General features: G+C 50.7%; 7 protein-coding genes and 1 pseudogene. All 8 read left to right on the forward strand.

Annotated features, from left to right (window positions below):
• Positions 1-93: 93 nt before the first annotated feature.
• The 8 genes and pseudogenes from AZ66_RS10685 (at position 94) to AZ66_RS10720 (ending at position 13,712) form a co-directional block, all read left to right on the forward strand.
• Complete coding sequence (locus AZ66_RS10685) at positions 94-1,764, forward strand: putative polysaccharide biosynthesis protein (RefSeq protein WP_044354844.1); 1,671 nt, start codon at positions 94-96, stop codon at positions 1,762-1,764.
• A 269-nt stretch (positions 1,765-2,033) separates the two neighbouring features.
• Complete coding sequence (locus AZ66_RS10690) at positions 2,034-4,013, forward strand: methyl-accepting chemotaxis protein (RefSeq protein ID WP_044354840.1); 1,980 nt, start codon at positions 2,034-2,036, stop codon at positions 4,011-4,013.
• Between the two features lie 340 nt (positions 4,014-4,353).
• Entirely contained in the window at positions 4,354-5,535 is a 1,182-nt protein-coding gene (locus tag AZ66_RS10695) for an acetyl-CoA C-acetyltransferase (RefSeq protein WP_044354841.1), read from the forward strand.
• Entirely contained in the window at positions 5,504-7,168 is a 1,665-nt protein-coding gene (locus tag AZ66_RS10700) for a class I adenylate-forming enzyme family protein (protein WP_052648463.1), read from the forward strand. The genes AZ66_RS10695 and AZ66_RS10700 overlap by 32 nt, the downstream gene beginning before the upstream one ends.
• 103 nt (positions 7,169-7,271) lie before the next feature.
• A complete protein-coding gene (locus tag AZ66_RS10705; protein ID WP_044354842.1) occupies positions 7,272-10,607 on the forward strand; it encodes a BTAD domain-containing putative transcriptional regulator in 3,336 nt (1,111 codons plus the stop codon).
• A gap of 462 nt (positions 10,608-11,069) precedes the next feature.
• Positions 11,070-12,148, forward strand: a pseudogene (locus tag AZ66_RS10710) (substrate-binding domain-containing protein).
• Positions 12,149-12,163: 15 nt separating this feature from the next.
• Positions 12,164-13,030 (forward strand): ABC transporter ATP-binding protein, encoded by an 867-nt coding sequence (locus AZ66_RS10715; RefSeq protein WP_082061529.1) that lies wholly within the window; start codon positions 12,164-12,166, stop codon positions 13,028-13,030.
• Entirely contained in the window at positions 13,008-13,712 is a 705-nt protein-coding gene (locus AZ66_RS10720; protein ID WP_044354843.1) for an ABC transporter ATP-binding protein, read from the forward strand. The genes AZ66_RS10715 and AZ66_RS10720 overlap by 23 nt, the downstream gene beginning before the upstream one ends.
• The last annotated feature ends 10 nt before the right edge of the window (positions 13,713-13,722 follow it).

Consider the following 13,722-nt stretch of genomic DNA (forward strand, 5'->3'; position numbering starts at 1 on the left):
CTGATATAGACTAGGGCTGTCTTATGGAGCGGCTTCCTGCTCTTTGGAGAAAATACGTTGGCTTCTGCCACGATGAATAGAATTGAATGTAGTATGTTCGGACGGGATATTAGGATACGGGCTAGCATACAGAAAGAAGGGAAACGTTTGGCAAAGGAATCATTTATTAAAGGAACGCTCATTATTGCAGCGGCTACCCTCGTCGCTCGCGTCTTAGGGCTCTTTCAGCGCGTTCCGCTTGAGCATATGCTCGGTTCTGTGGGTAATGCCTCTTTTGCTGCCTCACAGACAGTCTATTTGATGATACTTGCAATAGCGACAGCAGGTATTCCGAGTACATTAAGCAAGATGGTATCCGAACGCTACGCGCTGAATAAGGTGCGCGAAGCGGAGCGGGTCTATTATGCTGCGCTGCTGTTCGGACTCATATCCGGTGTGATTACAACCTTGCTGCTCATCGCGTTCGCAGGTGTATATGCGGATATGATTCAGTTGCCTGAGGCTGCACTTGCTATTCGTGCATTAGCACCTGCGCTGCTGTTGTTCCCGGTCATTGCCATGATGCGCGGGTATACGCAAGGGCGCAATATGATGCAGGCAAGCGGTGTATCGCAGATCGTAGAGCAGGTTTTACGTGTTCTTACGGCGATCGGACTTGCCTATATCCTGATGAGCACGGGGCAGAACCAAGAGTGGATCGCAGCGGGTGCTTCCTTCGGCGGTGTGCTAGGGAGTGTCGGCGCATTCATTATTATGATCTATTACTTGCGCAAGCTGCGTCAGGCAGATCGGGAAGCCGGAGTACGCGCACGCCGCAGAGGTGCGAAGAAAGTGCCGCTTAGCGATATTTTCCGTTCTATCTTCGCGATGTCCGTACCGATTGTATTGTCTTCACTTGCCGTACCGGCTGTTAACTTTATTGATACATCCATCACGATTCCACTTCTCTCACCGGTAGTTGGGGTAGATGAGGCGAAGCATCTGTATGGTATCCTTGGTCAGCGTGCACAATCGATCGCTGGCATTCCGCCAATTTTGGCGATTGCGTTAAGCACGTCGCTCATCCCGGTCATTTCCGCTGCTTTTGCGAAGCGGGATATGGTTCACTTGAAGCGGCAGACTACAATGGCAATGCGTATTTCTGTATTGAGTGGCATGCCGATCGTATTGGCTCTAGCAGTTGCAGCATATTCCGTGAACGGTTTCTTGTTCAGTACGTTGGACGGTGCAGGCATTATTGCAGCGTTGACGCTCGGAACGATATTCCAAATTACAATGATGACGTCAAGCTCGATTCTGATTGGTCTTGGCAAGCCTTATATTGCCATGATCAGTGTAACATTAGGTATTATTATTAAGCTCATTGCCAGCTTCTCGCTTGTTCACTTCTTTGGTATTTACGGCATTATTGGAGGAACAGCATTGAGCTTCCTGCTTATTACATGGCTCAATCTTCGTGTCATGAAGAAGGTTGTTCCGTTCTCTGTTCTAGGAAATCGCTGGATAGGCTTCCTGATGACCATCGTGCTGTCGGGTGGCGTAGGATATGGCTGCGAATGGTTGGGCGAGCAATTAGTGGGCATCTTGCCGGCCAAGCTTGCCTTCATGTTCACGGCAGGTGTTGTAGGCGTGGGGGTAGTAGCTCTGTTCGTTGTTGGGCTGGTTGCTTTCCGCGTTATTCGATATGATGAGCTGTCGGGTTATCCGCGTGCGGTTCAGAAGGTACTGCGTCCATTGATGCGATTGCAAGGAGAACGTGGTTAATTCACATACGCGCTATTTATATCTTAGTGAGAATAAAAAATAGACAAGCCCCTCGAAGGAAGTGCAAGCGATGCACTTTCTTCGAGGGGCTTTTTTTTGTCGTACACCAGGGTGCACAAGGGAAAGGAAGAGATATGGGAGGATACAAGGATGGTATGGTGTTAATTACCATCTGTTGATTTTGTAACAATGTATAAACTTTTACCGTTTTATACCGATATACCAAACGTATTTTGGCAACGAGACTTGGCAAGCAAAGGGGAGTCAACATGAAGAGGGTTATTCAGTGGACTACAGGAATACAACAATCCTTACAAAAGAAAATAATATGCTTACTTGCGTTATTTATTGTCGTTCCTACGATTATTCTTATCATTATCCTGACAGGTACGGCAGCAAGCAATACGAAAGACATGGTCTACGATCAAGTGAATGGAGCTACTGAATCCATTGTTGGTATGTTGGATGACATGTATGATTCTAATGCCTATACGGTAAACAGCCTGGCTGACAGCATTAGTAAGAAGTCGCAACAAAAGGACTGGATCCATGATCGGATGCTTGAGATTGCCAAAGATATTGACAATATATATGCGGCATATGTCTTTGTAAATAATCAATACATACACAGTTCTAATGACAGTGATGAGACGATTGATGCGATGAAGCGGGACTGGTATCAGCAGGCAAAGAAAAGTGGCGGGAAAGTAATTGTGACGAAGCCGTATCGCGATGCGATAACGAATGATTTGGTAGTTACGTTCGCTAAAGAGCTCCCAGGGAAGAATGGGGTTGTTGCCATTGATGTGGCAATCGATCGGATTAACAAGGCTGTAGAGAAATACAAAGTAGGGAAAAGCGGTTATATTAGCCTGGTTGACAAGGATAATCAGGTCGTAACCCATCCGGTGTACAAGCAAGGAACAATTCTGGACGAAGCTACGTACGGAGAACTGGCGACAGCGAAAGATCACGGTGCCTACAAGTCGAATGCGGCAGGACGTAATGAGTTCGTCAGTTACGACAAACGCAATAAAATGGGCCTGAGCATCGTCTCGGTCATTGCCTTGTCGGAAATCAACAGTCAAGCCAACTACATTTTTATTGTCGCATCCATCTTCCTAGTCGTTCTTATCGCGTTAATGGGACTATTTTTATGGCGGTTTGTAAAGAGTATTATTCGTCCCGTTCTCCGCGTGCAGCAGCTGACGGAACGGATTGCTGCGGGTGACTTCACAGAACGGATTCCGGAGTCGGATCGCAGCGATGAGATTGGACGCTTGGAGAAAAACTCCAACACGATGGCACAGTCCTTGACTGATGTTCTGCTTCGCATTCGTGAAGTGTCCGAGACGGTTGCGGCTTCTGCTGAGGAGCTCTCCGCTAATACAGAGGAGAATGTAGCGTCTTTGCAGCAGGTGGCTGCCTCTTATCAGGAGGTGTCTGCACAATCATCGCTCCTTAATGATCGTCTCAAAGCGGTTCGCTCTGATGCGCATCAGTCAGGCCGCCAGTTGAAGGAAGTTACCGAACTGGTTAATCTGTCCTCCGAGGCTGCTAATGATATGAGTGAATGGGCAGTTCGAGGGGAGCAGGCGTTGAGCAGTGTACGCTCGCAAATGAATGCAATTACGGAACATACAGAGCTGGCAACCAAGGAAACGGAGCAGTTGATTGAGCAGTCCCAGCATATTCGCCGTATTGTTGTATTCATTCAAGAGTTGTCTGCACAAACGAAGCTGCTTGCCTTGAATGCGGCGATTGAAGCTGCACATGCGGGCGAGCATGGCCGTGGATTCGCAGTTGTAGCTGATGAGGTTCGCAAGCTGGCAGAGCAGACGAATGAAGCGGCTGGGCAAATTACAGGCATGATTCAGCATATTCATGAACGTTCTGAAGCGGTATGGACAGCAATGCAGAACGGTTCAGCCTCGGTAGAGGAAGGTCAGCAGGTGACGAAGACGGTGACGAGCAGCTTCGCTGACATGTTCGCGGCAGTGGATGAAATGAACGTACAACTGAGTCATATTGCACAAATGAGCACCCAACTCTCTAGTGCCAATGGTACGATGATCACTTCGTTCGATGAAGCGAGTGAAATGACTAATACAACGCTGCTTGAAATGGAAAATGTGGCGGCAGCGGGTGAACAGCAAAACGCGGCTATGCAGGAAATGGCTTCGTACGCGAACCACTTAGCTACCATTGCTGATGATTTACAGCAGTTGTCTGCGAAGTTCAAGGCATAGCTTGCCTTGCTAGGTGCGGCGTTACGGATGCATAAAGATATACAAATAACGGAGAGCATTTGAACCGCGTCGCGGTTCGAGTGCTCTTTTTGTTGTCCTACCGGTTCACTTCTTCCCGGCCGCATCCATTTCGAAATACCCCATGTGCAGGGCAGGGTCATGGAGTGCGTTCATGTCTGTACCGTTATGCAACTGATTTGCAACTGTCATCGCGTTTACTGGAAATGGTGGATATACAGGCTTGCGGGTGAACGGGCATTTGAGGAGGGGTTCAGCCTCTGAACATTGCAGGACATATCTGCAAGCGGCAGCCATAAAACCTGAACGTGGGGTGGAATAGATGAATGAAGTGTGGATAACGGGTGCGACACGCACGCCAATCGGTTCATTTCAAGGCAATTATCGGGATGTTACTGCAGTGGAACTAGGCACAGCTGCTATTCAAGAGGCCTGCAGCCGCGCTGGCATCATGGGAGAACATGTGGATCAGGTATGGATGGGACAGGTGCTGCAAGCTGGAGTTGGACAAAATGGGGCACGACAAGCGGCGTTGCAGGCGGGCATCCCCATCCATGCCCCAGCGACAGGGGTCAACCTAGTCTGTGGATCAGGACTACAGTCTGTCATGCTAGGGGCACAGAACATCAGGACGGGTGATGCAGACATCGTCGTATCTGGCGGAATGGAAAATATGACGCAATCTCCCTATATACTGAAGCAGGCAAGACAGGGTTACAAGTATGGGCACGGGGAGCTGTTGGATACTGTACTGCATGATGGACTGACCTGTGCCTTTCTACAGCAGCCAATGGGCATTACCGCAGAGAAACTAGCAGAACGATATCATATCACACGTGACATGCAGGACGAAATTGCTCTGCTTAGCCAACAACGTGCAGAATCAGCGATGCGTGAAGGAAGATTCGAAGCAGAGCTCGTTCCAATCCGAGTACCTGAACGTAAGGGGGCATACCGGACGGTGGATACGGATGAGCACCCTCGCCATGGCATGACCATGGACAATTTAAGCAAACTGAAGCCTGCCTTCCTTAGCAATGGCACGGTTACAGCGGGCAATTCGTCCGGGATTAATGATGGGGCAGCTGCTATTGTCTTGTGCAGCTCGGAAGCAGCTGTGAAGCGTAATTTATCACCCCTCGCGGTGGTGCGCGGCTATGCAGCAATAGGTGTGGATCCGGAATGGATGGGACTCGGACCTGTGACTGCGCTGCGGAAGGTTGCTGACAAGGCAGGCCTGCGGATACAGGATATTGAACTGTTCGAAATCAATGAAGCTTTTGCGGCACAGGCGCTGGCTGTTACCGAGGAACTGGGCATTGATACAGAGATCGTTAATGTGAACGGAGGCGCAATTGCGCTCGGACATCCGATTGGTGCCAGCGGGACAAGAGTACTTGTGACACTGCTTCACGAGATGGAGCGAAGAAAGGTGAAATATGGCGCGGCTGCGCTCTGTGTAGGAGGCGGTCATGGTGTCGCTGTCATCGTCGAACGGGGCTGAATCGGAACGACAGCATTCGTGGCGAAGTTTTGAGAAGATGGACAGTGCTGTATACTGGTTCGAGCATCGCTGCGAGAAAACGCCGGATAAAGTCGCGGTCGTAGACGCTCATACAGGAAATCGATACACATATCGAAAGCTTGCACGCCGAGCAAGGCAGTTGGCGTTAGTACTGCAGCATCATGGTGTTAGTGCTGGGGATCGAGTTGCTATACTGCTGCTAAATCAGGCTGAGATGCTGGATGCACTGCTTGCCTGTAGACTGTTGAGCGCAATTGCAGTTCCAATGAATTGGAGGCTCGCGGAAGCAGAGCTGAATGAAATTGTACGAGACTGTTCGCCGAGGGTGCTGCTCTATGATCGAACAGATCCTTCGCTTGCTGCTCTATCTGAAGTATTACAAGAGAGAAGCGTAGAACGATTGGACGTGTCTACGCTGCTGCATGAACGGGCGAAGGCCCAGTGTGAACAGCTGGTGAATTCGACAGACAATGCAATCGAGGATGCTGCTGTAGAGATTGCAGCCGGGGCAACAGCAGATGAGCTTGCACAGTCTCGTGACATATTGGTACAGGAAGCAATCAGCCTCCATGATCCATGGCTTATGATCTATACCGGGGGAACGACAGGGAAACCGAAGGGGGTTGTCCTGTCGCATGGCTCTGTGTTCTGGAATGCGGCGAACACGGTAATTAGCTGGCAGTTGAACGAAGCGGACGTTACGCCGACCATCTTGCCTATGTTCCATACTGGAGGCATTAATGCACTGACATTCCCTGTACTTATGGCTGGGGGAACGGTTGTGCTCGTGCGCAATTTCCAAGCGGATGACATGATCTGGCTCCTTCGGGAAGAACGATGTACGATTGTGCTAATGGTGCCGACGATGTATCATCTGCTCGTTCAATGCGATTCATTTCAGAATGAGATGTTTCCGGATATGCGAACCTTCCTCTCGGGAGGTGCCCCGTGTCCATTATCCGTATATGAAGCATTTCATACTAAAGGCTTGCCTTTCAAGGAAGGGTACGGCGCGACAGAGTCTGGCCCAAACAATTTCATAATCGAGCCGGAAGCGGCTAGAATGAAGCCCGGATCGGTAGGTGTGCCGATGATGCTCGGAGAGGCAAGGATTATTGGGTCTGACGGGTGCGTGCTGGCAGCAGGTCAAGTCGGAGAGCTGGCGCTTCGGGGAGGTCATTTGTTCTCGCATTATTGGAACAATCCGCAGGCAACAGAAGAGACGATGCAGGATGGATGGTTGTTGACGGGGGATCTGGCTCGAAGGGATGAGGACGGCTATTACTATATTGTTGGCCGGAAGAAAGATATGATAATTACCGGAGGAGAGAATGTATACCCACTTGAAGTGGAGCATATTCTTGAGAGTCATCCGCAGGTGCTGGAAGCGGCTGTGCTTGGCATAGCAGATTCGAAGTGGGGCGAAGTTGTCGTTGCTGCTGTCAGTACAGGAGAGATCTCCTCCTTGACGGAAGAAGAGCTCAAGCAATACTGTCAAGCGAGGATCGGGAAGTATAAAGTGCCCAAGCGTTTTATTCTCACTGAAGAGCTTCCTAAGACAGTAGTGGGCAAGCTGGACAAAAAAGCAATGAAAGTATGGTTTAGCGGTTGACCGAGGTCAGCCGCTCATTTTTTTGTAAAAGTGCTTGAAGCAGGTATAACTATGATACAATATACAGGACAACATTGGAAAATAGAGGAATTGGAGGTTCTGCATGAAAGAAGGCCGCGTGCTTAAAATGAAATTAATGCCGCCCCCTCTGAAGAAGCAGCTGCTCCACCGTCCTCGTCTTGCTAAGGTGCTAACCCGCATTACAGATTTCCCGCTCACCATACTGACCTCTGGTCCGGGATTCGGCAAGACGACGGCGCTGTCCGCCTATTTGCGCTCCTCGGACATGACGTATGCATGGTACGGAGCATCTCCCCAAGACAATGACTTTATCCCATTTGTATCCCATATCATTTATACGTTGCGGCAATCGGTTCCCGAATTCGGGGAATCGCTGCTTGCTGAGCTGCACAGCGGTGGAAATCGGAACAGCAGTGAAGATATCATTGCCTTGGCAGATTTATTTTTGAATGAGTTGGTATCGCTTTCAGAGCGGACGATATTAATTATTGATGATTACCACCTCGTCGAACCGACTACAAGCATTGACGAATGGATGCAGTATGTTGTGTCCTATTTGCCTGACTGCGACAAGATGGGCATCGTCATTTCCTCACGCGCCAAGCCTCAGTGGGATGGTCTAGCTGCACTGCGCATCCGAGGCCATGTACTGGAAATTGGGAAGGAAGAGCTTGCGTTCAATGAAGAAGAAATTGATGTGTTGTACAGCGATTATTACGGATACCCGCTTACGAAGCAGCAGCTTGAGCGGATTTATAAGCAGACGGAAGGCTGGATTATTGCGGTGCAGCTTATATGGCAGCGGCTGCTGTCCTCCAATGGCTCGCTAGAAGAACTTCTGCAGGCGCCAAGAGATACGATGGAGGAGTTGTTTCAGTTTCTGGCATTGGAGCTGTTCCAGAAGCAATCTTTGTCGATGCGCTCTTTCATGTTGGAGACGAGTATCTTTGACGAGCTCACCGGCGACTGGTGTGATGCCGTATGCGGGCGAAGCGGTTCACATGCACTGTTGCTTGAGTTGTGCGGCAGCGGCTTCTTGTCAGCAGTCGATGACAAGCAGTTCCGCTATCATGCCCTGTTCCGTGAATTCCTGCTCGATCAGTTGAGAAGACAGCATGATCGTTACGTGTCTTTGGCGAAGCAGGCCATTCACATCTTCGCATCGCGCGGCCGCTATGATCTGGCGATGGCACAGGCGATGGTGCTGCAGGATGCCGAAGAGACGGCACTGCTGCTTCAGGATGGGGGCGAGGAGTTGATACAGGGCGGTCATTTGGAATTCGTCCATGCCTCCTTGCTGACGATTCCGGAGCGTACGATGCGCAGGTACCCATATTTGCATGTGCTGCATGGGGATATTATGCGTTATCGCTGCCAGTATGAAGAGGCGTCAGCCCAATACCGCATAGCCGAATATGAAGCAGATAGTGCCGGCAATCGCATTGTTCAGATGATGGCCCTTGAAGGGCAAGCACTCTTATTTCTGGATACGATTCAGCCTGGCAAGGCAGAGCCTCTGCTGGAGCGTGCGATTGCAATTGCAGAGTCGCTCTATGGAGGCCGTCTCATGCATGTAGATCGAATTGAAAGCGTTCACTTGCGGCATTTAAGCTATGAATCAGGTGGAAGGGTTCGAACTGGCGAGCGTGATCGTCTTGGCCGCTTATATACATTGATGGCTGAAAATATGCTTAATGCGGGCAGAGGAACAGAAGCACAGCTCTGGTACGATCGGGCTATTCATACTCACGCAGAGGGCAGAGACTGGCTGCTTGAAGCGAGGCTGTTCCTCCGCACCGGCAGACTGCACAAGGCGAAGTCGAAGCTAATGCATGCCCAGATGATGGAACAGGAACAGGGTTCGCTTTTCCGCGGGCTTAGCTACCATTCCAAGACATTATCCCGCTCGCACCGCGAGATTGATCTGCTGCTCTCGCTTATTAGCAGTATGTGTGGAGAGCCGATTGCGGCGAAGGAGGCGGCAGAAGCGGGAATGATGCAGGGCATTCGCCTCAAGGCGCCCTTCGTAGAAGCTTGTGGATGGATGCGAATGGGCCATGCTGCGCAGCTGACTGGGAAGTATGATGCGAAGGTAGCTGCTGATTGCTATCAGGCGGCGCTGTCTATCATGGAACGGCTGGAAGTGAAGCGCGGCAGCGCAGAGCCCTATATGGGACTCTGCTTGCTCTTCGGCAGAGCTCGTTCAGCGGATACGGCTCTACGATACGGGCATAGTGCTTGGGAGAAGACGCAATTCGCGAATGATGGCTGGCTCACCTCGCTAATTAGGCTGAGCATGGGCATTGCACTGTTCAACGCGAACCGGTATGCCGAAGCCGAGGATGTATTCCGTGAATGTAGTGAACGTTTCCTCGCTTGCGGTGATGGATTCGGCAGCGCTGCTGTTGAGATGTGGCTCGCATTATGCGCCTATCGGACAGAGCAGGACAGCAAGTTCGCGGTTGCGATGGAGCGCTTTTTGGGGCGGACAGAGCGGGAAGGCTACTCGTTCCTGATCACGCGGCGTACATTATTCGGCCCGAGCGACACGCAGCAGCTCATTCCGCTGCTTATTGAAGCGGTACGACTTGATATTTGCCGCTCCTACGCATCGATGCTGCTTACGGAGTTAGGACTAGATCAGCTTACGTACCACCCTGGATATACCTTGTATATACATACGCTTGGGAATTTTGTTGTCCAGCTTGGCGATATTGAGTTGTCGGACAAAGACTGGCAGCGTGGCAAGGCAAAAGAGCTGTTCCAGCTTCTGGTGACCAGGCGGACTCGTTCGTTGACGAAGGAAGAACTGCTGGATTCTCTGTTTCCTCAATCAGAGGAGAAGGCAGCCAATCGAGACTTCAAGGTGGCGCTAAATGCCTTGAATACGGCCTTAGAACCGCATCGTCGTGTTCGTTCGAACCCTTATTACATCATTAGACGGGGAACCACCTATCAATTGAATCCGACTGCGGGCTGGATACTCGACGCCAATCGCTTCGAGATAACGATCGAACAAGGGCTTGATGCTGGCGATGTGGAGCAGGCAATCAAACTGCTGGAAGAAGGGCTCCTTATCTATGAAGGCGACTATATGCCTGAACGCCGTTACGAGGATTGGTGCATTGAGGAACGGGAACGCTTGCAAGTATTGTTCATGCGTGGAGCAGAGAGATTGTCTTGCCACTATGCGGCTATGAATACCTTCGATAAGGCGATCCGCTGGGCGGAATCGATTGTAGCGAAGGATCGCTGCTGGGAAGAGGCGTACCGAATTCTGATTGCTTGTCATCTTCAAATGAATAATCGCAATCAAGCTTTGCGCTGGTACAACAAATGCCGCAAGGCGCTGGAGGAAGAGCTAGGGATCGAGCCGATGAAGGATATCCGAGAACTTGTTCAGGACATATCAGTGTAATTTTGGGTGATGACAAGTAAGAGGGTACTGCTGCGGAATGTTGCTTGCTTATCTGTTGATTAAGCTGGCAGTATGTCGTGCAGCGGTTTCCTAACCGATGCAACTCATTTGTAACTATACCCTCTTATGATGAATGGGAAATGATTCGTAAGGGGGTTTTTGGTGTCTATGACACAGTTATTTATTCGTGAAACAAGCAATCAGAAGGAACAATTGCATCGCAGCCATGATAAGCAACCGACGGTTCGCATACAGATGTCAAGACTATTGCTGCTCAGCTTCATGTCCTTTCTCTTGCTGCTGACAGCTGCTTGTGGAAGCAGTGGAAGTGATGCGGGAGGGAACTCCGCGAAGCAAGAGAACAATGGTGAAGCATCGACAGAGAACAAGAATAATCAAACGGAAGAGAAGAAATCGTCCGATGGGGATAAGACGCCGATCAAGATCGGGGTGCTTGCTTCCATGTCGGGGGCGCTTGAGAGTTACGGCAAACAGACGGTTCGCGGATTCGAGCTTGGCATCGACTATGCCACACAAGGTACGAAGACGATTGATGGACGGCCAGTTGAATTCATCGTAGAGGATACGGAAACGAAGCCGGACGTAGCCGTTAAGAAGGCAACCAAGCTGCTTGAAACCGATAAGGTTGATTTCCTTGTTGGTTCATCCAGCTCAGGGGATACATTAGCGGTTCTTCCGCTTGCTGAGGAATACGAGAAGGTTATGGTCGTCGAGCCGGCTGTTGCGGATAGCATTACAGGCGAGTTGTGGAACAAATACGTATTCCGCACTGCACGCAATTCCTCGCAGGATGCAGTTGCAGGCGCGGCAGCGATAGCTAAGCAGGGTGTTAAGATTGCAACGTTCGCACCGGATGGCGCGTTCGGCCGCGATGGCATTAAGGCGTTCAAGGAAGCAGCGATCAAGCTTGGTGCTGAAATTGTAGAAGAACAGTACGCGGACGCTACTGCAACGGATTTTACCGCGAACATTCAGAAAATTGTAAGTGCAAAACCGGATTACTTGTTCGTAGTATGGGCGGGGCGAACACGCCGTGGAAGCAGCTCAAGGATATGAAGGTAACGGAGCAAGGCATCAAACTGTCTACTGGAGCTCCGGATATCGCGGCTCTGAAGACAATGCAGGAGCTGGAGGGAATGGAAGGCTTCTCGGTATACTACCATTCACTTCCAAACAATGATGTGAATAAATGGCTCGTAGAAGAACATACGAAGCGATTCAATGGAGATTTGCCAGATTTGTTCACACCTGGCGGCATGTCAGCAGCGATCGCGATCGTGGAAGCCGTGAAGAAGACGGGCGGGGACACGACTGCCGACAAGCTGATTGCAGCGATGGAAGGAATGACATTTGATGCGCCGAAGGGCAAGATGACGTTCCGGGCGGAGGATCACCAAGCACTGCAGACGATGTATGCGGTGAAGCTGGAGAAGAAGGACGGTGCCGATTATCCGGTTCCTGTACTTATCCGTGAACTGTTGCCAGAAGAGACGGCACCGCCGATTCGCAACAAACGTTAACGAGGAGGTCGGGACATGAGCGGAGCGGAGAACAATCGACATACAGCCGAGTCGCTGCCGATTGAAAAGGGAACGAATAGAGCTCGCCGCGCCCATTCGTCCCAAGCGGTGGATAAGATTTTGAGCACAACAGATTTGACGATTGCGTTCGGCGGACATATCGCAGTACAGGAAGTGAACCTCACCGTTGAGCGTAATCGCTTCAAGTCAATCATTGGTCCAAATGGTGCAGGTAAGACGACCTTGTTCAACTTGTTAAGCGGCGAGCTGCGGCCAACTTCTGGCCAGGTCCAATTCGAGGGGCGCGACGTGACGTTGCTGCCCCCATTCGAACGGACAAGGCTTGGGATGGGGCGATCCTTTCAGATCACGAATGTATTCCCCAATCTGACGGTGATGGAGAATGTACGGCTTGCTGTCCAATCCAGACATGGTGTTCGCATGAATTGGTATCGATCACTGCGGGCGTATCGTCAGTTCGAGGAAGAAGCGGAGCATTGGCTGGATATGGTGCTGCTTGGAGGAAGAGGCAGTGCTACAGCGAAGCACTTGGCGCATGGAGAGAAGCGCAAGCTGGAGCTAGCGATGCTGCTGGCGCTTCAGCCGTCGCTTCTTCTGCTCGATGAACCGACGGCTGGCATATCGGTGGAAGAGGTTCCAGCGATTATGGAAGTGATCCGTCGGGTGAAGGACGCCAAAGATCGAACGATATTACTCATTGAGCACAAGATGGAGATGGTTCTGGATTTATCCGATACGATCGCCGTTCTGTTTAATGGGAAGCTGCTTGCAGATGGGCATCCGGATGAGATTATGAATAATGAATTGGTACAGTCTGCTTACTTGGGAGGGTTGTATGATGACGCTGCTGCAGGTGAATGAAATTGAAACCTATATCGGACAGTTTCATATTTTGCAAGGGGTCACCTTCCAAGTGGAGGCTGGTGGGATTACCGTACTGCTTGGCCGCAATGGGGCGGGCAAGACGACGACACTGCGTTCCATTATGGGATTGAATCCGGCATCTAAGGGAGAAATTCGCTATAAGGGAGAACGATTGGATCAGCTTCCGACGCATCTCATTGCTCGCAAAGGAGTCGGGTATGTTCCAGAGGATCAAGGAATCTTCGCTGATCTGACAGTAGGAGAAACGATGCGTATTGCGATGAGAGGGAATAGCGAAGAGGCTGCTGCTCGGCTGGAATGGACAATGGAGCTGTTCCCAGATCTGCGCCGCTTCTGGAACCGCAAGAGTGGGCTCTTGAGCGGAGGGCAAAAGCAGATGCTGGCGATCTCCCGGGCATATGTGAACGACAATGAATTGCTCCTCATCGATGAACCTAGCAAAGGACTTGCCCCGATTATGGTGGAGAAGCTGATGGAAGCTATCCAGCAGATGAAGGAGAAGACGACCGTGCTCCTAGTTGAGCAGAACTTCCTTATGGCGAGCCGAATTGGAAGCGCGTACTACATGGTGGACGAAGGGCGGGTCGTGAAGGCAGGAACGATGGATGAACTGCGTTATGATGAGGAGACACGGCGGAAGTATTTGGGCATTGCGTAACCGATGCGCC

Source organism: Paenibacillus sp. E194 (genome assembly GCF_000935845.1).
Taxonomy (GTDB): Bacteria; Bacillota; Bacilli; order Paenibacillales; family Paenibacillaceae; genus Paenibacillus_B; species Paenibacillus_B alvei_B.